At 70.9% G+C, this 21,200-nt stretch carries 16 protein-coding genes and 4 pseudogenes; 9 read left to right on the forward strand and 11 right to left on the reverse strand.

The features are described 5' to 3' along the window. Nucleotides 1–4 precede the first annotated feature (4 nt). Both cpt and AB5J55_RS01920 read right to left on the reverse strand, forming a co-directional pair. A complete protein-coding gene (gene cpt / locus AB5J55_RS01915; protein WP_369268944.1) occupies nt 5–538 on the reverse strand; it encodes a chloramphenicol phosphotransferase CPT in 534 nt (177 codons plus the stop codon). Next, complete coding sequence (locus AB5J55_RS01920; protein WP_369268945.1) at nt 535–1,803, reverse strand: ROK family protein; 1,269 nt, start codon at nt 1,801–1,803, stop codon at nt 535–537. Before AB5J55_RS01920 ends, cpt begins: the two co-directional genes overlap by 4 nt. A gap of 162 nt (nt 1,804–1,965) precedes the next feature. Between AB5J55_RS01920 and AB5J55_RS01925 the strand changes: the two genes are divergently transcribed. The 4 genes and pseudogenes from AB5J55_RS01925 to AB5J55_RS01940 form a co-directional block, all read left to right on the forward strand. After that, on the forward strand, nt 1,966–3,282 hold the full coding sequence (locus AB5J55_RS01925) for a sugar ABC transporter substrate-binding protein (protein WP_369268946.1): 1,317 nt from the start codon (nt 1,966–1,968) through the stop codon (nt 3,280–3,282). Between the two features lie 5 nt (nt 3,283–3,287). Next, the gene (locus AB5J55_RS01930) at nt 3,288–4,280 is read left to right on the forward strand and encodes a carbohydrate ABC transporter permease (protein WP_369268947.1); all 993 of its coding nucleotides are present in this window, start codon (nt 3,288–3,290) and stop codon (nt 4,278–4,280) included. Nucleotides 4,281–4,305: 25 nt separating this feature from the next. After that, entirely contained in the window at nt 4,306–5,145 is an 840-nt protein-coding gene (locus AB5J55_RS01935; protein WP_369276059.1) for a carbohydrate ABC transporter permease, read from the forward strand. A gap of 59 nt (nt 5,146–5,204) precedes the next feature. Continuing rightward, a pseudogene (locus AB5J55_RS01940) lies at nt 5,205–6,572 on the forward strand (GH1 family beta-glucosidase); the annotation flags it as partial. Between the two features lie 180 nt (nt 6,573–6,752). On the opposite strand, the gene AB5J55_RS01945 reads toward AB5J55_RS01940, so the two are convergent. Genes AB5J55_RS01945 through AB5J55_RS01955 form a run of 3 tightly spaced genes read right to left on the reverse strand, consistent with a single transcriptional unit; the run spans nt 6,753 to nt 10,676 of the window. Beyond that, complete coding sequence (locus tag AB5J55_RS01945) at nt 6,753–8,825, reverse strand: iron ABC transporter permease (protein WP_369268948.1); 2,073 nt, start codon at nt 8,823–8,825, stop codon at nt 6,753–6,755. Between the two features lie 4 nt (nt 8,826–8,829). Beyond that, nucleotides 8,830–9,822, reverse strand: a complete 993-nt coding sequence (locus tag AB5J55_RS01950) for an iron-siderophore ABC transporter substrate-binding protein (protein WP_369268949.1) — start codon at nt 9,820–9,822, stop codon at nt 8,830–8,832. After that, on the reverse strand, nt 9,819–10,676 hold the full coding sequence (locus AB5J55_RS01955) for an ABC transporter ATP-binding protein (RefSeq protein ID WP_369268950.1): 858 nt from the start codon (nt 10,674–10,676) through the stop codon (nt 9,819–9,821). Before AB5J55_RS01955 ends, AB5J55_RS01950 begins: the two co-directional genes overlap by 4 nt. A 206-nt stretch (nt 10,677–10,882) precedes the next feature. Here AB5J55_RS01955 and AB5J55_RS01960 point away from each other — a divergent pair. Together AB5J55_RS01960 and AB5J55_RS01965 are read left to right on the forward strand one after the other, a co-directional pair. Next, nucleotides 10,883–11,074: pseudogene (locus AB5J55_RS01960) on the forward strand (ABC transporter ATP-binding protein); the annotation flags it as partial. Nucleotides 11,075–11,195: 121 nt separating this feature from the next. After that, nucleotides 11,196–12,305, forward strand: coding sequence for a hypothetical protein (locus AB5J55_RS01965; RefSeq protein ID WP_369268951.1), 1,110 nt, complete (start codon nt 11,196–11,198; stop codon nt 12,303–12,305). Between the two features lie 100 nt (nt 12,306–12,405). Here the strand turns inward: AB5J55_RS01965 and AB5J55_RS01970 are convergent. From AB5J55_RS01970 to AB5J55_RS01980, 3 genes and pseudogenes are all read right to left on the reverse strand, one after another. After that, nucleotides 12,406–12,915, reverse strand: a pseudogene (locus AB5J55_RS01970) (hypothetical protein); the annotation flags it as partial. A gap of 6 nt (nt 12,916–12,921) precedes the next feature. Beyond that, nucleotides 12,922–13,062, reverse strand: a pseudogene (locus AB5J55_RS01975) (diadenosine tetraphosphate hydrolase); the annotation flags it as partial. Between the two features lie 264 nt (nt 13,063–13,326). Next, a complete protein-coding gene (locus AB5J55_RS01980) occupies nt 13,327–14,724 on the reverse strand; it encodes a helix-turn-helix domain-containing protein (protein ID WP_369268952.1) in 1,398 nt (465 codons plus the stop codon). Nucleotides 14,725–14,938: 214 nt separating this feature from the next. On the opposite strand from AB5J55_RS01980, the gene AB5J55_RS01985 reads away from it, so the two are divergent. Next, nucleotides 14,939–15,688 carry a DUF4232 domain-containing protein gene (locus tag AB5J55_RS01985; protein WP_369268953.1) on the forward strand — a complete coding sequence of 250 codons (750 nt, stop codon included), beginning with the start codon at nt 14,939–14,941 and terminating at the stop codon, nt 15,686–15,688. On the opposite strand, the gene AB5J55_RS01990 is transcribed toward AB5J55_RS01985, so the two are convergent. Then, the gene (locus tag AB5J55_RS01990) at nt 15,681–16,622 is read right to left on the reverse strand and encodes a carbohydrate kinase family protein (protein WP_369268954.1); all 942 of its coding nucleotides are present in this window, start codon (nt 16,620–16,622) and stop codon (nt 15,681–15,683) included. The genes AB5J55_RS01985 and AB5J55_RS01990 overlap by 8 nt on opposite strands. Next, nucleotides 16,619–17,305, reverse strand: coding sequence for a class II aldolase/adducin family protein (locus AB5J55_RS01995; protein WP_369268955.1), 687 nt, complete (start codon nt 17,303–17,305; stop codon nt 16,619–16,621). Before AB5J55_RS01995 ends, AB5J55_RS01990 begins: the two co-directional genes overlap by 4 nt. A gap of 57 nt (nt 17,306–17,362) precedes the next feature. On the opposite strand from AB5J55_RS01995, the gene AB5J55_RS02000 reads away from it, so the two are divergent. Together AB5J55_RS02000 and AB5J55_RS02005 are read left to right on the forward strand one after the other, a co-directional pair. Further along, nucleotides 17,363–18,022, forward strand: coding sequence for a TetR family transcriptional regulator (locus AB5J55_RS02000; RefSeq protein WP_369268956.1), 660 nt, complete (start codon nt 17,363–17,365; stop codon nt 18,020–18,022). Nucleotides 18,023–18,102: 80 nt separating this feature from the next. Next, complete coding sequence (locus AB5J55_RS02005) at nt 18,103–18,864, forward strand: YqjF family protein (RefSeq protein WP_369268957.1); 762 nt, start codon at nt 18,103–18,105, stop codon at nt 18,862–18,864. Between the two features lie 139 nt (nt 18,865–19,003). Here AB5J55_RS02005 and AB5J55_RS02010 read toward each other — a convergent pair whose 3' ends face one another. Then, complete coding sequence (locus AB5J55_RS02010; RefSeq protein ID WP_369276060.1) at nt 19,004–20,986, reverse strand: DUF1996 domain-containing protein; 1,983 nt, start codon at nt 20,984–20,986, stop codon at nt 19,004–19,006. Nucleotides 20,987–21,200 lie beyond the last annotated feature (214 nt).

Consider the following 21,200-nt stretch of genomic DNA (forward strand, 5'->3'; position numbering starts at 1 on the left):
TCCGTCAGCCGACCCGCCCGGCAATGGTCCGCGCGCACACCAGGGACTCGGTGTGCGTCGTGTCCACCTCCAGGTCATAGCCGACCCCTTCGTGCACCAGGTCCGCCTGCAGTACGGCCATCCCCTGGACCCGGTCTCCGCGTGCGACCTCACGGCCCGCGGCGACCGCGCTGTCGCACCTGACGCCGACCCACAGCACGGCGAGGCCGCTCAGTGCCTTCTGCCACCGGTGCTGGGACACCGCCCCGCCGAGGAAGACGTCGTCGACGATCACCCTGGCGCCCGCACGGGCCGTCGCGGCGACCCCCTCGATCCAGGCCGCGTCCAACGCGCGGAAGTCGTCCCCGACGCTCACCCCGCCGTCCGGCGCGAACGTGATCCCCTCGTCCGCCCCCTGCATCCTCGCGGGCAGGGCGGCGACGAACGAGTCGACCCCGAACGCCAGCCACGGGTCCGGCAGTACGGCTTGGAGACACCGTACGATCCCGGACTTCCCCGAGCTGGAACCGCCGTTCAGCACGATTACCTGTGTAGTCACCGCGCCACACTAGGGCGTTTCCCACCCTGCCCCCACGGAATTTCCCGCTGCCCGCCCCCGGCGAAGAACTCGGCGAGCGGCAGAATCGCCGCGCCGACCGTGACCGCGTCCGGACCGAGGTCTCCGAGATCGATGGAGACGCGCTCGGCCGGATGACGCAGGGCGTAGGCGGCTGCGTAGCGGCGTACGGCGGGCAGGATGCGGGGGCCGAGCCGCAGTGCTGCCCAGCCGCCGATGAGGATGCGTTCGGGCTGGAAGAGGTTGATCAGGTCGGACAGGCCGGCGCCCAGATATTCGGCCGCCTCCTCGAGGACGGCGAGGGCCGCCGGGTCGGCGTCGGTTCCTGCGGCGGGGTGGGCAGCGGCAAGCATCGCCGTCAGTGCGGTCTCCTCGTCGACGCCCTCCGGTGGGTGGCCGCCCTCCTCGCGCCAGCGGTCGAGGAGCGCCTCCGCACCCGCGTAGGCGTCCAGACAGCCAAGGGCCCCGCAGCGGCAGCGGCGCCCCCGGACCCGTACGGTCAGATGCCCCCACTCGACGGACCGGCCCTGCTCCACCTCCTGTGTGACGAGGCAGGCGCCGACGCCGGAGCCGAAGAGGACGACCACCGCGCTGCGGGCGCCGCGACCGGCGCCGAACCACATCTCGGCGTGGCCCAGGGTCCGGGCGCCGTTGTCGATGAAGTACGGGACGGTATCGGGGAGTTCGCACGTCGAGCGGAGCAGGGATTCGAGCGGTACGGCGTCCCAGCCGATCGTCTGGCCGTGGACCACGGCGCCCTGGTCAGGGGTGCGGGCGACGATGCCGGGGACGCCGATGCCCACGCCGAGGAGCTGTTCGGGGGCGATGTCCGTCTCGGCGAGGACCTCGGTGATGCCGTCTCGGATGTGGCCGACGATGACTTCGACGTCGTAGCCCTGGCGCTCCAGCGGCCGTTCGGTGCGGGCGAGTTCGGTGAGGGTGAGGTCGAGGAGCTCGACGCGTACGCGGGTCTCGCCGACGTCGACGCCGATCATGTGGCCGCCGGCGGGGGCCACGCGCAGCAGGGTGCGGGGGCGGCCGCCGTCGGACTCGACGGTTCCGGCCTCCTCGACGAGGCCGTCGGCCATGAGCTCCGCGACCACGTTGCTGATGGAACCGCCACTCAGTCCGGTGGCCGGGGCCAGTTCGAAACGGCTCAACGGCCCGTCGAAATACAACCGTTGCAGTACGACGGTGCGATTGCCCCGTCGCAGGTCACGCACTGTCCGCCCGTTCCGCCCTGCCATGTGGGTCCCTTCCGACGCCGCCTGAACAGCAACATACCGCCGCGCAGTCTCTTGACGCGCCCTTCCTTCGGGTCTTAAATCACGCTCTAAATTAACCCATGAGCGGCGTTCGGGAAGTGAACGCTCGCGTTGGGTATCCCTCAGGAAAGGGACCCCTGAGCCATGCGCAGAATCCGAGCCGCGGCCGTCGGTGCCGTCACCGTTTCCCTGTTGACCGCCGTGACCGCCTGCGGTGGCGGCTCGTCGACGGGCGGCGGGTCCAACGACTCACCGAAGACGCTCACCTACTGGGCCTCCAACCAGGGCGCCAGCATCGAGGTCGACAAGAAGGTCCTCCAGCCCGAGCTCGACAAGTTCGAGAAGCAGACCGGGATCGAGGTGAAGCTGGAGGTCATCCCCTGGTCGGACCTGCTGAACCGGATCCTCACCGCGACCACCTCCGGCCAGGGCCCCGACGTCCTGAACATCGGCAACACCTGGAGCGCCTCACTGCAGGCCACCGGCGCGCTGCTGCCCTGGGACGAGAAGAACTTCAGCGCGATCGGCGGCAAGGACCGCTTCGTCGACTCCGCGCTCGGCTCGACCGGCGCGCAGGGCCAGGATCCGGCGGCCGTACCGCTGTACTCGATGGCGTACGCGCTCTACTACAACAAGAAGCTGTTCGCCGACGCGGGCATAGCCAAGCCCCCGGCCACCTGGGACGACCTGGTCGCCGCGGGCAAGAAGCTGTCGGGGGACGGCAAGTGGGGCCTGGGCGCCGAGGGTTCGAACCCGTCGGAGAACATCCACCACGTCTTCGTCTTCGCCAAGCAGCACGGCGCCGACTTCTTCACCGCCGACGGCAAGCCCGACTTCACGAACGACGGCGCGGTCGACGCGGTCAAGCAGTACGTCGACCTGATGGCCAAGGACAAGGTCATCGCGCCGGGCAACGCCGAGTACGCCCAGAACCAGTCGGTCAGCGACTTCGCCAAGGGCAAGGCCGCGATGCTGCTGTGGCAGAGCGCGTCCGCCAACCTCGAGTCCCAGGGCATGAGCGCGGACTCCTACGGTGTCGCGCCCGTTCCGGTGCAGTCCGGAACCCCCGGCACCGACAAGCAGGTCAACTCCATCGTGGCCGGCATCAATCTCGCCGTGTTCAAGAACACCGACAACGTCGACGGCGCCAAGAAGTTCGTGAAGTTCATGACCAGCGACGAGGAACAGAAGGTCCTGAACACCGCGTTCAGCTCGATCCCGCCGGTGAAGGGCGCCCAGTCGGACGCCTCCTTCAACGCCGGGGCCAACGCCGTCCTGAAGGACACCCTCGCCCACAGCGCAGCCGCGATGCCGCAGGTCGCCGACGAGTCCCAGTTCGAGACGGCCGTCGGTACGGCCGTGAAGGACCTGTTCGCCGACGCGGCCGCCGGGCGTCCGGTCACCGCCGACTCGGTGAAGGCGGCGCTCGAGAAGGCCCAGCAGCAGATGCCGACGAAGTGAGCACGATGACGACCGCTGCTCCCGCGGAGGCGGCCCCGCACAGCTCGTCCGGGTCGGCGGAGCAAACGCCCCGCTTCCGCCGCCCCGGGCGGATCCGCCGTATCGCACTGCCGTATCTGCTGCTCCTGCCGGCCCTGATCCTCGAACTCCTGGTCCATCTGGTGCCGATGGTGATGGGCATCGTGATGAGCTTCAAGGAGCTCACGCAGTTCTACATCCGCGACTGGGGCGCCGCACCCTGGACGGGCCTGTCCAACTACGAGGTGTCGGTGGACTTCGACGCCCCGGTCGGCGAGGCGCTGCTGCACTCCTTCTTCGTCACCGTCGCCTTCACCCTGCTGTCGGTGGGCCTGTGCTGGCTGATCGGTACGGCGGCGGCGATCTACATGCAGGACACCTTCCGCGGCCGCGGCCTGCTGCGTGCCCTGTTCCTGGTGCCGTACGCGCTGCCCGTGTACGCGGCGGTCATCACCTGGGTGTTCATGTTCCAGCACGACAACGGGCTGGTGAACCATGTCCTGCACGACCAGCTGGGCCTCACCGACAAGCCGTCCTTCTGGCTCATCGGCGACAACAGCTTCGTCGCGCTGCTCGTCGTGTCGGTGTGGAAGGGCTGGCCGTTCGCCTTCCTCATCGTCATGGCCGGTCTGCAGAACATCCCCAAGGAGCAGTACGAGGCCGCGTCCCTCGACGGTGCCGGCATGTGGCAGCAGATCCGCCGGATCACCCTGCCCTCGCTGCGCCCGGTCAACCAGGTCCTGGTGCTCGTGCTGTTCCTGTGGACGTTCAACGACTTCAACACGCCGTTCGTCCTGTTCGGCAGGACCGCGCCGCAGGCCGCGGACCTCATCTCGGTCCACATCTACCAGGCGTCGTTCGTCACCTGGAACTTCGGCGCCGGTTCCGCCATGTCCGTCCTGCTGCTGCTCTTCCTGCTCGTGGTGACGGGCGTCTACCTCCTGCTGACCTCCCGAGGAAGGAAGACGGCCGATGTCTAGCACCTCCCGGGCACCCCGCTCACCGATGGCTCCGCCACCGTCCTACTACTGGTCCCGGCGGATCTTCCTCACCCTGCTCACCGGATTCGTCCTGGTGCCGGTCTACGTCATGGTCTCCAGCTCGCTGAAGCCACTCGCCGACGTCTCCGGGGAGTTCCGCTGGCTGCCGAGCGAGCTGACGATCCGGCCGTACATCGACATCTGGTCGACCATCCCGCTCGCCCGCTACTTCGTGAACTCGCTGATCGTGGCGGGCGCGGCGACCGTCTGCTCGGTGGTGATCGCGGTGTTCGCGGCCTACGCGGTCAGCCGCCACAACTTCCGGGGCAAGCGCGTCTTCACGGTCACCGTCCTGTCCACGCAGATGTTCCCCGGCATCCTCTTCCTGCTGCCGCTGTTCCTGATCTACGTCAACATCGGCAACGCCACCGGTATCGCCCTGTTCGGCTCGCGCGGCGGTCTGATCCTGACGTATCTGACGTTCTCGCTGCCGTTCTCGATCTGGATGCTGATCGGGTACCTGGACTCGGTGCCGCGCGACCTGGACGAGGCGGCGATGGTCGACGGCTGCGGGCCGCTCGGGGCGCTGTTCCGGGTCGTCGTGCCGGCGGCGATCCCGGGCATCGTCGCGGTCGCCGTGTACGCCTTCATGACCGCCTGGGGCGAAGTGCTGTTCGCCTCGGTGATGACCAACGACACCACCCGCACACTCGCCGTCGGACTCCAGGGCTACTCCACGCTCAACAACGTCTACTGGAACCAGATCATGGCCGCCTCGCTGGTCGTCAGCGTGCCCGTGGTCGCCGGGTTCCTGCTTCTGCAGCGCTATCTCGTCACCGGCCTGACGGCGGGAGCCGTCAAGTGACCGGCGCTGCCGTCTCCGACTCCGCATCCTCCGACTCCGCTGTCTCCGAAGGGAACTCCGTGACCATCGACCTTGCCGCACTCCCCGAGGATTTCCTGTGGGGCACGGCCACGTCGGCCTACCAGATCGAGGGAGCCGTCGCCGAGGACGGCCGCTCACCCTCGATCTGGGACACGTTCTCGCACACTCCCGGCAAGATCGACAACAATGACCACGGCGACGTCGCCTGCGACCACTACCACCGCTGGCGCGAGGACATCGCGCTGATGCGCCGACTGGGCACCAACGCCTACCGGTTGTCGATCGCCTGGCCGCGTGTGGTGCCGGGCGGCGACGGGCCGGTCAACGCGAAGGGCCTGGACTTCTACGACGCGTTGATCGACGGCCTGCTGGAGGCGGGCATCACTCCGTCCGTCACCCTCTACCACTGGGACCTGCCCCAGGCGCTCCAGGACCGGGGCGGCTGGCCGGCGCGCGACACCGCCCGGCACTTCGGCTCGTACGCGGCGGTCGTCGCCGAGCGTCTCGGCGACCGTGTCCAGCACTGGACCACGCTCAACGAGCCGCTGTGCTCCGCCTGGATCGGCCACCTGGAAGGCAAGATGGCGCCGGGCCTGACCGACCTCACGGCGGCCGTCCACGCCTCCTACCACCTCCTCCTCGGCCACGGCCTGGCAGCGCAGGCGATCCGGGCGGCGGCACCCGGCGCACAGGTCGGCATCGTCAACAACCTGTCCGCCGTCGAAGCCGCCACCGAGCGCCCCGAGGACGTCGCGGCGGCCCGGCGCCAAGACGGCCACACCAACCGCTGGTGGCTGGACCCGGTTCACGGCCGTGGCTTCCCGAAGGACATGCGCGAGGTCTACGCCGCCGCCTCCGGCGTCGAACTCCCGGAGCAGCCGGGCGACTTGGAGACGATCGCGCAGCCGCTGGACTGGCTGGGCCTCAACTACTACTTCTCCTCCACCGTCGCCGACGACCCCACCGGACCGGCCCCGCACGTCCGCACCATCCGCCGTCCCGGCGTACCCCGCACGGGCATGGACTGGGAGATCGACGCATCCGGCATCGAACGCCTGCTGCTCCGGCTGGCGCAGGACTACGGCACCCGCAAGCTGTACGTCACGGAGAACGGCTCGGCCTACCCCGATGTCGTACGCCCCGACGGGACGGTGCACGACCCGGAGCGCCAGGAGTACCTGACCGGCCACCTCGCGGCGTGCGCGTCCGCCGCCCGCAAGGGAGCCCCGCTGGCCGGCTACTTCGCCTGGTCGCTGCTGGACAACTTCGAGTGGGCCTACGGCTACGACAAGCGCTTCGGTCTGGTCCATGTCGACTACCGCACCCAGGCCCGCACCATCAAGGGCAGCGGCCACCGGTACGCGGACATCATCCGGGCGCATACGGAAAGGGCACGCCGCGCCGCTCAGCAGCCCGGCGGCCCCGCAGTGCCGATGAGCCGGCACCACGAGGGCGCCTACGCGGCCGACGCCGTGCCGGGCGGCGCCGGTTGAGCCGCAGGCATCGCGGTGCCTGCGGCCGGGCAGTCGACCGGGGAACGGTCCCCGCGGTGGTCGTACGCTCCGCGGGTGACCGTTCGCCGGCCTCTACCGGCGGCTGCGCACGAGCAGGTAGAGGAAGTACGGCGTGCCGATCACCGCGGTCATCAGACCGGCGCCGAGTTGGGCGGGCGCGATCACGGTGCGGCCGAGCACGTCAGCGGTGCAGACGAGAGCGGCGCCGAGCAGCACGGAGACCGGGATCACCCGGACGTGCGGTCGGCCCACGAGCGCCCGGGCCGCGTGCGGGGCGACCAGGCCCACGAAGCCGATCGTGCCCGCGGCGGCGACCGCGGTGGCGGCGAGCAGGACGCTCAGGAGGAGGAAGCCGAGGCGCCCGCGCGCCAGGTTGAGCCCGAGCAGCCTCGGGGTGTCCTCGTCGAGGCACACGAGGTCGAGTTCCGCGCGCCGCAGGGCAGCGACGGCCACGCCGATGGCGAGGACGGCTGCGAGCGGTGCGATGTCGGGCAGGGTCCGTCCGTAGGTGGAACCGGACAGCCAGGTCAGGGCCTTCGCGGCGTTGAACGGGTCGGTGAGGACGATCAGCAGGCTGACCAGCGCGGTGGAGCCGGTGGCCATGCCGATGCCGACGAGGACGAGCCGGTTCTGCTGGAATCCGCCTCGCGCGGCGAGCCCGAAGACGATGACGGAGCTGATCGCCGCGCCCGCGAACGCCGCCCCGGCGACACTCCACGATCCGGCCAGGGGCACGGTCGTCACCAGGAGCACCGCGCCGAGCGCCGCCCCGCCGGAGACGCCCAGGACGCCGGGCTCCGCGAGCGGATTGCGCGTGACGGCCTGGACGAGGGTTCCGGACAGGGCGAGTGCCGCGCCCGCGAGGAGCGCGGCGAGAACCCGGGGCACGCGTGTGTCGAGTACGAACGAGACGGCCCGGCCTGCCCGGCCCTGCGCCCAGTTGACGACGTCGCCCAGCAGCAGCTTGCTGTCGCCGAGCAGCACCGCGGCGATGGTCACGCCGACGAGCACCGCCACCAGGACGACCGTGGTGATGACGAAGACGGTCCGGCTTTTGATGCGCAACCGGTCGGGTGCGGCGGCCGCGGCCGTGTCCTTCAGCCGCGTGGCCATCACGATCAGGAACGCGGCGCCGACGAGACTGGTGACGACACCCGTCGGCACGGCGACCGCCAGATCCGTCGGCACGAGGGCCCGCAGCAGGACGTCCGAGCCGAGGACCAGCGCCGCGCCGGTCAGGCCCGCGACCGGAAGACTCGCATGCGCCCGGGTGAACCCGCGGAATCTGCGGGCGAGGGGACGCACGAGTGCGGGGGCGCACAGGCCGACGAAGCCGATGGGCCCGGCGAGGGTGACGGCAGCCGCGGAGAGCAGCGCCGCGCACACGACCGCCGTGACCCGGGTGGCGCGCACCGGCACGCCGAGCCCGCGGGCGGCGTCGTCGCCGAGGGCCAGGGCGTCGACTCGGCGGGCGACCAGCAGCAGCCCGAGGAGGCCGATGACGCCGAGCGGCGCGAGCTGGGCCACGCCGTCGAACCCGCTCTGGGCGATGCTGCCCTGGTTCCACTGGTAGAGGCCCTGCGTCTCCTGGGGGAAGAGCAGGAGCAGCCCCTCGGTCACGGCGTTCAGGCCGAGGGCGAGGGCGCTGCCGGCGAGCACGAGCCGGACGGTGCCCGCGCCCAGGCCGGACAGACCGAGCACGACGGACACCGCCACGAGGCCCCCGGCGAACGCGACGCCGGAGGAGGCGAGCAGGGGCAGCGACACGCCGGTGACCGCGGCCAGCCCGAGAGCCAGGTAGGAGCCCGCGTTCACGGCGAGGGTGTCGGGCGAGGCGAGCACGTTGCGGCTGATCGCCTGCAGGGTGGCACCCGCCATCCCGAGTAGGGCCCCCACGAGGAGCCCGGCGGCCATGCGCGGCAGCCGGGACGCGATGACGACGGAGGCGTCGGCCGGGTCGGCCCGGCCGGTGAGCGCCTTGAACACCTCGCCGGCGCCGACGGCGGCCGTGCCCTGCGTGATGTCCACGACCGCCAGACCTGCGACCAGCAGGACCAGAGCGGCCGTCACCGCGGCCGCGCCGGTCCGGGACGTGCCGGTGGCCGCGGGCGGACGGGTGGCGGGAGTTGTCGCGGTGACGGCCATGGTGTTACTTCGTCAGCTCCTTGACGAGGGCGTCGATGTACGCCCCCATCGACTCCTCACCGCCGAACATCCAGATGCCGTCGGGCAGTCGGTGGACGTTGCCCTTCTTCACGAACGGCAGCGAGGTCCACACCTTGTCCTTGGACAAGGCGCCGGTGGCGGTGAACGGGGTGCTGCTCTTGTCGCCGTCGTTGGCGATGTAGGCGAACTGCACGTCGTCGCCCAGCTTGGTGAGCCCCTCGACGTCGGTGGTGCCGAGCCCGTAGTCCTTGTCGCCCTTGACCGTCCAGGCGTTCTTGAGACCGAGCTCCTCGTTGACCGCACCGATGAGCGAGCCGCCGGTGAACGGCCTGATGGAGACCTGGTTGGAGATGTCGTAGCCGTCGGCGAAGGCGAACTCGGCGCCGTCGAGGCCGGCGTCCGCGAGGGCCTTCTTGCCTTCGGCGACCTTCGCGTCGAACTCGTCCTTGATCTTCTCGGCCTGCTCGGTGGTGCCGGTGGCCTTGGCGACGAGGTCGAGGTTCTTCGTCATCTGCCCGATCGGGTCGGCGGCGTCGGCGGACCGCACCTCCAGGACGGGGGCGACCTTGCGCAGCTGCTTCACGGCCGCCGGCGGCAGGTCGGTGCTGGCGACGATGAGGTCGGGCGCCAGCGCGGCGATCGTGTCCATGCTGGGCTCGCCGCGGGTGCCGATGTCCTTCGGCTCGTTCTTCAGCGGGACCGCGGTGTCCCAGGTGTTGTAGCCCTTGACGTCGGCGACGCCGACCGGGTCGACACCCAGCGACACCAGGAGCTCGACCTCGTGCCACTCGGTTCCGACGACCTTCTTGGCCGGCCCGTCGAGTTCGACCTTCTTGCCGGAGGCGTCCGTGAGGGTGATGGCCTCGCCGGCCTTCTTCGCGTCGTCGCTGTCGGCGGCGGGCTCGGTGGTACCGCAGGCGGTCAGGGTGAGGGCCGCGGCGGTGGCGACGGCCGCGGTCGTGAGGAGGCGTCTCATGAGGGTGTGCTGAGCCTTTCGGTTCGCGTGTGGTGCCGGCCGATCGCGCGGGTGCGCAGCCGGCCCGTCAGGGGGTCGGTGTCGACTTCGATGCGGATGCCGTAGATGTCGGTCAGCCGCTGAGCCGTCAGTACGTCCTCGGGGAGACCGTCCGCGACGATCCGCCCCTCGTGGAGGAGCACGATCCGGTCGGCGAGGGCCGCGGCCTGGTCGAGGTCGTGCAGGACGGCGCCCACGGCGATCCCGTGGTCGTCCGCCAAGTCGCGGATGAGGTCGAGGAGCTCGATCTGGTAGCGCAGGTCGAGGTAGGTCGTCGGCTCGTCGAGGAGCAGTACGCCGGTCTCCTGCGCGAGGCAGCCGGCGAGCCACACGCGCTGGAGCTGCCCGCCGGAGAGATGCTCGGCGCCCCGTTCGGCGAGCTCGGCGACGCCGGTCATGGTGAGCGCGCGCGCCACCGCGGCAGGGCCGCCCGGGTCGGCCCGGCCCCAACGGCCCCGGTACGGGTAGCGGCCGAATTCCACGACGTCCCGCACGGTCAGGCCGCTGGGCGTGGGGCGCCCCTGCGTCAACAGGGCCACGCGGCGCGAGAACTCACGCGGGGTCAGCGCCAGTGCGTCGGCGCCGTCGATGACGAGCGTCGCGCTCCTGGGCCGCTGCAACCGCGAGACCGTACGCAGCAGTGTTGACTTCCCACTGCCGTTCGGCCCCACCAGCACGGTCACTTCACCCGGCCGCAGCGTCACCGACGCGTCGTGTACGACGTCCACGCCCTCGTAGGCCACGGTGACATCCGTGGCCGACAGCTCATGACCGCGGGGGCTCAGCGCCGCGGAGATCTCTTCACCTGCTTGCACGCGGCAAAGGTTAGCCTAACCTTACTCAAATCTGTGAGGGGTGGGGGGAGCCGAGCGCAAGAAGGGGATCAGCCAAAGGTCGACTCCCCGCCGGGCGGCTCCCTACGAAGCCCGCCCGGGATCCAGGGCGTCTCGCGCCGCCGTCATGATCTCCGCCACGATCCGAGCCTTCAGGTTCGAGTACGCCAGCAGAGTCGACGCCCGAAGTCGCGTTCCTGGTGACCCGGCCCGCGGACCTGCTCGTACTCGACGAACCGACGAACCACATCGCGCTCGACCTGATCGAGGACCTGGAGGCGGCGTTGGCGGCGTACTCGGGAGCGGTCTCGCACGACCGCGGCTTCCGCGAGCGGTTCGCCGGGGAGCGGTTGGCGCTGCGCGCCGGACACAGGTACTGAACGCGCTCCCCCGCGAGCTTGTCATGCCCGTATCTAGACCTCTGAGGTTCGCTGGTTCACGGTGGTCCCTCCTATCCGCCCTACCGGCCTGGAGGGACACCCGGTGAGACGAAGGCGATTTGTGGCAGGGGCGATCGGCACACTCTCGGCAGTCGCGCTCGGCCCGGGCCAGGCCCTGGCCGACGCACCGACGCCCCGGACGCAGGGCTGGCAGGCCGTGCCGGCACCCGGCAGCACTCCGGCCGCGCAGCTGCGGCGTATCGCCGCTGTCGGGCCTCAACTGGCCTGGGCCGTGGGCGAGGAGGCCCGCGGCGGGCCGTCGCAGGGGCGAGCCCTGGCCATGATGTGGAACGGCAGCGCATGGACGAAGACCGACCTCTTACACCTGAACCACACGCGCCTGAGCGATGTCGCCGGTGTCTGCGCGACCGCGGCGTGGAGCGTGGGCCGGCCCGTCGGCACCGGCAGCCCGCTGCTGCGCTGGGACGGAACCACCTGGCGCGAGGCCACGTTCCCGGGCCAGGGCGAGGCGGACGTCCGGTTGAACGCGGTGGCGGTCGGCCCGGAACGGCAGGTGTGGATCTGCGGCAGCCAAGGCGGCGCTGCCCGTCTGCTGCACGGGGACGGGCAACGCTGGCGATGGCTGGACCCGCTGCCCGTGGCGAGCGTGAATCTGTACCGGGTGGTCCTGCGCTCGCCCGGCGAGGTCTGGGTGAGCGGCGACCAGTCGAACGGCGGCGGCTGGTCGGGCCTCGTGGCCCGCTGGGACGGCGCGTGGACCGTACTGCCCCCGGTCCCGGGCCTGCGCCTGAGCATCGCCGATCTCCACTCGGCCGGTCCGGACGATGTATGGGCGGTGGGCACCGAGATGGGCGTCGGAGGGCCGCCCGGCCGCCCGGGCAACCCGTCCCTGAGCCACTGGGACGGTACGGCCTGGACGCGGGTGGAAGCGGGCTTCGTCGCCGGCTCGTTGACCGGAATCGCAGGCGATGCGCAGGGCCAAGCCGCGTGGATCTCGGGCTGGAACTTCCACGACCAGAGTCGCAGTACGTACCTGCGCCGGGACGGAAGCACCTGGACCCTCGCTCGGGGCCCGGCCGGCGCGGCGCCGGCGCCGTATCTCAATGCCGTGACGTCCATCCCCGGTACCAGCGGGTTCTGGTCGGCCGGTATGACGAGCCCGACCCCGTTTCCACCGACCGAGGCGTACACGGAACGCCTCGAATCCTGAGCCGGATCCGGGACAGAGGGTGAGGGTGGGTCGGACCGCCCAAGCTGTGCCGCTGGGCGAGCCCGGCTCAGTCGGCGCTGTCGGCTTCGACGTCCTCGGCGTCCTCGGCGATCGCCCGGTCCCGGGCGTCTTTCAGCGCGACGCGGAACTTCTCCAGCAGGCCTTCCATGGCCCCGGAGGTCCAGGACTCATGGATCTCCGGCGGGTCGCACAGCCCGTACTTCGGGCCCGCGTGACGCAGCAGCAGGCGCAGCGTCGGCTCGGTCACCCACAGCGGGCCCGGCTCGTCCCGGTTGTGCTGGGCGAGGGCGCCCGCGACGGCGGAGCCGATCAGGTCCGGGCTGTCGGCGGTCTTCAGCCGACGGCCGACGGGCACGACCTTGACCCCGCGCGCCGCCGGGCTCTGCCTGCCGCCGGACGCCGGCTGACGGAACTCGCCCGGAGGGGCAGGGCTCTCCGCCGCCACGGGCTCCACCCGTTGTGCGGGCCCGGCCGTGCCGCACTCGGCAGAGTCCAGGTGCTGTGGGAACCCGGCCACCTGATGCCCGGCGAGCTGTCCGCACAGCACACAGGGCCGAGGCGCGGACAGGGCCTCGACATCGTCGGCATCGTCCGGGTCCGGCACGGGAACGGAGTAGCCCGGTAGGAACTGGACGTCGCCGATCACCGCGAACCCTGACCCAAGTCGCCGCAGCACTGTCGGATTCTCACCGCGGAGAGCAGCCCCGATCCGATCCATTCGCCAATCGCCTGTCACCGCGAACCCTGATTCAAGCCGTGGCGGCGCCGTGGGGTCCCCACTAGCCCTGTCGTTTGGATCATCTCGGCATCGCGGGCCCTGGCCCGCACATCTGCCGCGTTGTCGTCGGTCGCCGACTCCCCCACTCCCGACATCGCTCGAGCGGGGGTACCCCCATCGCGTCGACTCCCTCCTCCGCCATGCACCTGCACGCACCACACCCCGCTCGGGTCCGCCAAGAGGAACCGATTGTCACAGCCGAGCTGATCCAAAGGACAGGGCCTAGCCCCCCGTCGACTTCAGCCACTTGTCGCCGCCGAGCGGGAACTCGTAGGCCGGTCGCCCGTTGTTGCCGCTCGTCCGGAACGGCTTGCCGTTGTCGTCGACGACCAGCGTGCCCGTTCGGCCCCCGCTCGACCAGGTCAGCTCCAGATACCAGGTCACGTCGTACGCCGAGGCGTCGGCTGTGATTTTGAAGACCTCCGGGTCCGACTCGCTCACCTTGAAGGAGAAGTCGCGCTGATCGGCCCCGGCCACGACGACCGGACGCGCGGCGTCGAGGGCGACGGTGAAGGGACGTGTCGGTACCCCACCGCCGCACCCGACGCCCATCACGTAGTCGTTCCAGGCCAGTGGCGTGTCCTTGCGGACCACGCGGACCTCGAGGCCCTCGATCACCACGGTCTCCCTGCCGGTGCCCTGGACGGTCAGCGTCACCAGTTGCTCCCCGGCCGTCACCGCCTTGTTCGCCCCGACCCAGGCCGGCGCGTCCTGCTCGACCGGGGGCGGGCCGATATCCGTCGCGGGCCGGTCGATCAAGTAGTGCTGGTAGCAGGGGTGTTCCCAGCTGTACGGGCGGACGTTCACGGTCAGCGGTGGCGTGGCGTCCGTCTTGTCACCGGCGTCTGCGCCGCCGTTGGGCCCGTTCTTCGTCGGGGTCCCGGATGGCGACGGGGAGTTCGTCCCGCCCGACGTGGCGCTCGGCGAGCCGGACGGCGACGACTGCGGCGTGGACTTGGTCGGTGGGGCGGCGACGTCCTTCGGGGCGGCGGCACCGACGCTGCCGCCCCGGTCGTCGCCCTGACTCCCGTCCGACGGCAGATTCATGGCGAGCGCGGCGGCCCCCAGAACGGCGGCCACCGCGACACCGGCGAGGAGTGCGGTACGGCGGCGAGGGCGGGCCGGGTCGGTGCGCTGGTGGGCACCGACGACGTCGTCAGGGGCGGGACCCGGAGTGGGCTCGGGAGCGGGCGTCGCCTCGGACCCGGTCTGGGCAGGGTCGGGCACGACGGCCGCCCCGGCATCGGAGGCGGTCGGCGCGTCGGGCGCAGGGGGAATCACGCCTGCCTCGGCGGGGCTCTCACCGGCCCCCGCAGGGCCGGCCCCGGCCTCCCCGGGGCCCGAAGTCGCCTCCGCCGCCCCCTTCCTGCCCCGCAACGCATCCGCCAGCACCCACCGTCGATGCAGCTCGACCAGTTCCTCCGGCGAGGCCTTGCACAGCCGGGCGAGCCGCTCCACGGGCGCGTAGTCGGTGGGGACGGCATCCCCGTTGCAGTACCGGTGCAGCGTCGAGGTGCTCATGTGCAGCCGTTTGCCGAGAACCCCGTAGCTGAGTCCCGAGCGGTCCTTCAACTGCCTCAGAGACGCCGCGAAATCGGTCGCAGCTGTGCCTTGCGACACCGTTCCTCCATCCCCCGTGTCCCGTTCCCCCGTTCCAGGGAATGGACGTTTCTCCAGGTCAGATCCATCGCAGCCGTTCCAGTGTCCCTGATCGCCAGCCGGATGTGGCGGCCGGAACGGATCACCGGACAAGCTCAGGTCATCCAAGCACGTCGCTCCCGGCAACCGGTCGAGCGGATGCCTTCAAGTCCTTTGCAATGACAAGGAATCAGCCATGCGCACCTTCCGCCACGCCCGGCTTCTCGCCGCCACCGGCGCCGCCGTCACCGTCCTCGCCCTCACCGCATGCGAGAACGGTTCCGGCACTCGCGACGAGGGCGCCTCGCGGACAACGTCACCGTCCGCGGCGCCGGACGCGTCAACGCCCGCGCAGGACCAGTCGTCCGATCAGCCGGGGCGGAGCGCGGGCTCCGGGCAGCAGTCGGACCAGCCCTCGCAGCCGGGCAAGCCCGCAGAGAACGGCACCAGCGCCGGAAGTGGCAGCGCCAGCGGCGCGAACGGAGACGGGGACGGGGACGGGGAAGCGAACGCCCCGGGGGATCTGACCATCTGCAACGGCTCCAACACCAAGACCACGGCCAAGCCCGTCCCCCGACCGCTGAACCACATGCTGCTCACCGTCACCAACACCGGCTCGAAGCCGTGCGCCCTGATGTACTACCCGGTGCTCCGATTCGACGAGATGCAGTGGGTGCCGCAGGCGTTCGACGACACCAAGCCGCAGGCCGTGCCGACGCTGGAGCCGGGCGCCTCGGGCTACGCGGGCGTCCGGCTCAGCGCGGGCGACGGCAGCGGTACGGGCGGCGACACCGCCCGAGCACTCACGATCGCCTTCCAGGGCAGGACGCCGAACAGCTCCGGCGGACCGTCGGCCACCCCGCCCCTGCCGGCGAAGGGCGTCTACTACGACAGTGCCCTGAGCGTCACTTACTGGCAGACGGACATGGAGACGGCCCTCAACTGACAGGCCATCCACGTGACTTACTCGTCGCCGAGAACGCATCAGCACGGGCGAGATCGAAGTCTCCGTGGTCGCTGCCGAGTCCCTGGGCCACCAAGGCCGCCGCGGCGCCGCCGAGGACGGCGGAGTCGTAGGGCGTGCGGCCCAGGCCCATGCCGCGTACGAACCCGGCCGAGAAGGCGTCGCCGCAGCCGGTGGTGTCCACGACGTCGATCGCGAAGGCGGGTACCTTCTCGGTGCCCTCGGGGGTCACCAGCAGGGCACCGTCACCGCCGCGGGTGACCGCGACCAGGCCTGCTCCGGCAGCGAGGAGCTTCTTCGCCCCCGCCACCACGTCCTCCTCACCGGTGAAGCCGAGAACCTGGTCCTCGTTGGGCAGCATGTGGTCGACGTACGGCAGCGCCGACTCGATCTGCTCGAAACTCCCGAGGGCGCCGGGCGCGAGGAGGTCCACGGAGGTGACCACGTCGTGCTCCTTGGCGTACGACAGGACGCGCGTGGCGGTGTCGGGGCCGATGAGTTCGGGTCCGCCGAGGTGGAGGTGGGTCGCCGCGGCGATCGCGTCCCAGGGCACGTCGTCGGGGCCGTACGTGATGTTGGCGCCCAGCAGGTGCAGCGAGGGCCGGTCGCCGTTGGGGCGGATGGGCAGGACGCTCGCGGAGGTGGGGGTGTCGGTGCGGCGGACGAGGAAGCGGGTGTCGATGCCCGCCGCGTCGAGCAGTTGGACGAGCATGTCCCCGGTGGGGTCCGAGCCGATCGCGCCGGCGCTGCTGACGGACGCGCCGAGTTTGGCGAGGGTGAGCGCGGTGCCGCCGGCTGTTCCGGCGGCGGTCATCCTGATGTCCTCCACGAGGGTCGCGCCCTGGCCCTCGGGGATCTCCTCCACCGGCCGCACCAGCACGTCCAGCACATGCACGCCCATCGTGACGACGTTCATCGGTGTCCCTCCTGCGCGGGTGGTACGGGGTGGGTGGTGCCGTAGTTCCGGGCGAGCGCGGCCTCGATCACCGCGAGTTGCTGGTGTTCGTCGAGAACGCGGGGCTTCCCGAGGGCGGCCGCGTGCTGGTAGACGCCGCACGCCCACTCCAGCAGCAGGGCGTGCCCAACCGCCTTGGCCAGCGTGGGAGCGTGGGTGACCGCTCCGTGGCTGGCCATCAGCGCGGCGCCACGGCCCTCCAGCGCCGTAAGGACGGACTCGGCGAGTTCCGGTGTGCCGAACGTGGCGTACGGCGCCACGCGCACCGAGCCCCCCAGGCTCAGCAACTGGTAGTGGATGCAGGGCAGTTCGTCGAGTACGCAGGACAGCGCGGTCGCCATCGGGGCGTGGGTGTGGACGACCGCGCCGGAGCCGTAGCGGCGGTAGACACCGAGGTGCAGGTCCAGTTCGGAGGTGGGTTCCAGGGTCCCGGCCACGATGTTTCCGTCGAGGTCGACCACGGTCACCTGGTCGGCCGTCAGTTCCGCGAGCACCGCGCCCGTGGCCGTGACCGCGACACGGTCCTCGACCCGCGTGCTGACGTTGCCGGCCGTGCCGATGAGCAGCCCCTCCGCCCCCAGGCGACGGCACGCCTCGGCCACGGCGGCGCGCTCCTGACCCAGCGCTGGGCTTGAGTCGGTCATGTACGCGACGCTAACGTAAACCTGAAACTATGTCACGTTCAGCTTCGGAGGCCGCACATGGGCGATCCCGCCCCGCAATCCGGCGGCGGCACCTGGCATGTCCCGTTGCGCCGCACTCCCCAGCAGGCGCGCAGCAAGGCCCGGCTGGCCCGCGTGCTCCAGGCGGCGGAGCGCGTTCTGGTCGACGAGGGCGTCCAGGCGCTGACCACGACCCGCATCGCCGCCGAGGCGCGGGTCTCGGTCGGTTCGCTGTATCAGTACCTGCCCGACCGCGACGCGATCATCGATGCCCTGGCGGCCGGGTACTTCGCCCGGCTCGAGAGCACCATGGACGACCTCGTACGCGCCGCCGCGGCCGAGCAGTGGGACGACCCGGTCGGCGTGCTCATCGACGCGTACGCCGCGATCTATCGCACCGAGCACGGCTTCAGGGCCCTGTGGTTCGGCAGCGTCCTCACCGAGCGGACCCGGGCCGCGGACCGTGAGCACAAGCGCCGTATGGCGGACGGAATCCGGCGCATCCTGCTGGCCCTCGACGTCGCCCAGGACGACGAGGCGCTCGCTCGGGCCTGCCACGCCGCGATCCTCGCCGCCGACGCCCTCGCCCAGGAGGCCTTCCGCCGTGACCCCGAGGGCGACCCGGGGGTTCTCGACGAAGCCAGGCTCATGCTGCGGGGGTACCTCACCGGTGTCGCCGCACGCTATGAGGGGCCGTAGGGCAGGTGACGGACAGGATCCGGCGCGCGGGACCCGGCAATGCCCACGGCGTCGGAGTGCGACTCTGACATCCTGGCTGTGTGCCGAAACCGTCTCCTGTCACCCCTGATGCCCCCGCCCACATACACACCCCGCTCCTCACCCAGCAGTGGCTCGACCTCGCCTTCATCCACTGGGCCGTGGAGCCGGATGTCGTGGCGGGTCTGCTGCCGCGGGGTACCGTTCCGGACACGCATGAGGGGGTCACGTACGTCGGGCTCGTCGCCTTCCGGATGCATCGGGTCGGCTGGCTGCGGCTGCCCGGGGTGCCGTATCTCGGGACCTTTCCCGAGACCAACGTGCGCCTGTACTCGGTGGACGCACATGGGCGGCGCGGGGTCGTGTTCCGGTCGATGGACGCGTCCCGGCTGATCCCGGTGGTGATGGGGCGGGTCGGATTCCGGCTGCCGTATCTGTGGTCCCGGATGGCCGTGCGCTCGGTCGGCGACACGGTCACGTACACCAGCTCCCGTCGCTGGCCAGGGCCGCGCGGCGCGTCGAGTCGGATCACCGTACGCACCGGTGCGCGCATCGAGGAGCCCACCGGGCTCGAGCACTTCCTCACCGCTCGCTGGGGCATGCACAACGCCTTCTTCGGCGGTCCCGAGCCGGTGGCGTACCTGCCCAACCACCACCCTCGGTGGCCGCTGTACCGTGCCGAGCTGGTCACCTGCGAGGAGAACCTGATCACCGCGGCCGGGCTGCCGGCCCCGAGCACCGCGCCGGTCAGCGTCCTGTACTCCCCCGGTGTGCCGGTCCGTCTGGGCCGCCCGGCACGGCCGGCGGGCATCCCCACGCCATGATCGGCGGATGAGGGCAGCGGCACTCCCCGGACGGAGCTGCGAGCCCGCAAAGCCCAGGGGGCCCGGACCGGGATGACCGGTCCGGGCCCCCTGGAACGCATCGGCGTCAGTCGCCGTTACGGGGTGTCCGTCCGCACCCTCACTCGGCGCGGCGCCTCGTGCGCATGAGCAGCAGGAAGCCGCCCATCAGGAGCACGGCGCCGGCCGCGGCCGGCCACAGCGACGTGCCCGTCTCCGCCAGGTCACCATTCCCGACCGCTTGCGGCTGCGTCCCGGAACCGCTGCCGGAGTCGTCGCCGACCGCGGCGGGCTGGGTCTGCGCGGGAGTGCTTCCCGAGCCGCCCTGCGCCTGGCCGCCTTCGGCCTCGTTCGCCGTGGGGGTGCCGTCGGCCTTGGGCGCCACCGTGCTCGACAGGGTGGGCTTGCCGTCCTCCTCCGCCGGTTCGGTCGCGGGCTTCTCGGTCGCAGGCTCGTCCGCTGCGGGCTTCTCCGTCGCGGGCTCCTGCGTGGCGGGCTCGTCGGTCGCGGGGTCCTCGGTCGCCGGCGCGTCGGTCGGCTTGTCCCCGTCGTCGCCGGGCTCCGGCTTGTCGTTGCCGGGATCGTCGTTCCCGGCCGGCGGGGTGCTGGGAGCCTGCGTCGGCTCCTCGGTCGGCTCCTCGTCGCCCGGTTCGCCGCCGTCGCCCGCGCCGGCGCCGCACTTGCGGCCCTCGTTGATGCAGTCGACCATCTCGCCCATCAGGTCCTCGCTGAAGACGTTGATGAAGTCGCCGTGGTCGGTGACCGGCTTGTGCAGCTGCTCCGGGAAGGAGTCCACCGCAAACAGCGGGGTCGTCTTCCCGCCGTCCTGGAGGCTGGGCGCGTCGACGTCGTACACGATCCGCTGCACCAGTTGCGGGATGGCCTTGAAGCCGTTGGCGCAGCTGCCGTCGGCCGCCGCGAACGCCACGTGGGTGCGGTGGTTGGCACTGTCGATGTTCTGTCCGTCCCAGCAACTCTGGAACTTGAAGGTGCGCACCACGTCACTGCCCTGCGGGCACAGCGGGTACTTGTCCTTCAGCTGCCGGTCCTCGAAGCCGGTGCAGCTCCAGGAGGCGTTGGCGTTGGCGGTGCCGTTGACGAACGCCTTGGCGTCGCCGGTGATGATGCGCAGCAGGCGCGGCATCTCGGTGACCTTGCTGCGGGGGTTGCCCACGAAGTCCAGCGTCACTTCCTTGGGAGTGACGATCTCGCCGGCGTTGCCCTCGATTCCACCGCCGGGCGAATTGGCGTCCTGTTCCTGCGTTCCGTTCTGGAGCCGGATCACGGGCCAGTAGTACGTGGACTTGTCGTTCTGGTCGACGCAGCTCGTCTCGGCGTTCGCCAGGTCCTCGTCGCTCGCGAAGGCGTCGTTGGACTGGTTGCCGATGTAGTCGTGGAAGTGGTGGGCGCCGTTGGAGACGCCGGGGGCCACGATGACGTTGTCGGAGTTGAACAGGCCGTTCTCGTTGACGCCGCAGCTGGTGGCGAAGGTGCCCCGGGAGGCTTCCTTCTGCGGGGCCGGGCTGGACACGTTCGGCTGGACGGCCTTGATGTCCACGTAGTCCGCGGCGACCGGGCCGTTGCCCGCCTGTCCGCCGTTGCCCTGCTGGTCGCCGTTCCCGGGCTGCTGGTTGCCCTGGTCAGCGCCGTCCTGGTTGTCGCCGCCCTGTTCCTGGTCGCCGCCGTTGCCGTCCTCACCGGTGCCGTTGTCCGCGGCGCGCAGCGTGCAGGCGGCGAGGGAGTCCAGGCCTTCGGGCCGGTCCCCCACGCGGTCGACGGCGACGGCGATCCGCTCGATCGTCGCGGCCCGCTTGTCCTTGAGCGGATTCATGATCGCGCTGTCGGCGAAGCCGGCGTCCTGCTGGATGGCCTGAGCCGACTCCTGCAGCCGCTGGTAGGCCTCGGCTATCTGCTGGTCGAGGAGCGCGAGTTCCTTCGCGACGTCCTCCCGTGCTCCGTCCGGCACGTCTGTCAGTTCGCTGCCGACATCCGGGCAGTCGATCGTGCCGGCCGGGGTGGACAGCGTCCGGGCGGGGTCTGCTCCGCCGTCCTCGGTGGCCGAGGCATAGACGTTGGCCGCGACCAGGCCGCCGCCGCCCAACATCAGCGCGACCGCTGCAAAAGTCGCGCGCCGTGCGCCCGTGGGGCGTCTTCGCGTGCTGCGTCCCAAGGAAGTACTCCTACGCCTCGTGATCGGTCAGGGCATGAAAATCCCCCGGTCCAATACGGAGACGGGCCGCGTTGTGTTCAAACGCCTCACGGATTCACAGAAATTTCTCACAACGAAGGTAAACACCCTGGTCAGTGTGGGGTGTTGG

It is taken from the genome of Streptomyces sp. R11 (genome assembly GCF_041051905.1).
Lineage (GTDB): Bacteria > Actinomycetota > Actinomycetes > Streptomycetales > Streptomycetaceae > Streptomyces.

What these genes read in the sequence shown, in the direction of transcription:
- AB5J55_RS01925 (WP_369268946.1), top strand. Translation starts at nt 1,966, where the DNA reads ATGCGCAGAATCCGAGCCGCGGCCGTCGGTGCCGTCACCGTTTCCCTG.
- AB5J55_RS01950 (WP_369268949.1), bottom strand. Translation starts at nt 9,822, where the DNA reads ATGAGACGCCTCCTCACGACCGCGGCCGTCGCCACCGCCGCGGCCCTC.
- AB5J55_RS01990 (WP_369268954.1), bottom strand. Translation starts at nt 16,622, where the DNA reads ATGAACGTCGTCACGATGGGCGTGCATGTGCTGGACGTGCTGGTGCGG.
- AB5J55_RS01985 (WP_369268953.1), top strand. Translation starts at nt 14,939, where the DNA reads ATGCGCACCTTCCGCCACGCCCGGCTTCTCGCCGCCACCGGCGCCGCC.
- AB5J55_RS02000 (WP_369268956.1), top strand. Translation starts at nt 17,363, where the DNA reads ATGGGCGATCCCGCCCCGCAATCCGGCGGCGGCACCTGGCATGTCCCG.
- AB5J55_RS02010 (WP_369276060.1), bottom strand. Translation starts at nt 20,986, where the DNA reads ATGTTGGGCGGCGGCGGCCTGGTCGCGGCCAACGTCTATGCCTCGGCC.
- AB5J55_RS01930 (WP_369268947.1), top strand. Translation starts at nt 3,288, where the DNA reads ATGACGACCGCTGCTCCCGCGGAGGCGGCCCCGCACAGCTCGTCCGGG.
- AB5J55_RS01920 (WP_369268945.1), bottom strand. Translation starts at nt 1,803, where the DNA reads ATGGCAGGGCGGAACGGGCGGACAGTGCGTGACCTGCGACGGGGCAAT.
- AB5J55_RS01945 (WP_369268948.1), bottom strand. Translation starts at nt 8,825, where the DNA reads ATGGCCGTCACCGCGACAACTCCCGCCACCCGTCCGCCCGCGGCCACC.
- AB5J55_RS01935 (WP_369276059.1), top strand. Translation starts at nt 4,306, where the DNA reads ATGGCTCCGCCACCGTCCTACTACTGGTCCCGGCGGATCTTCCTCACC.
- AB5J55_RS01995 (WP_369268955.1), bottom strand. Translation starts at nt 17,305, where the DNA reads ATGACCGACTCAAGCCCAGCGCTGGGTCAGGAGCGCGCCGCCGTGGCC.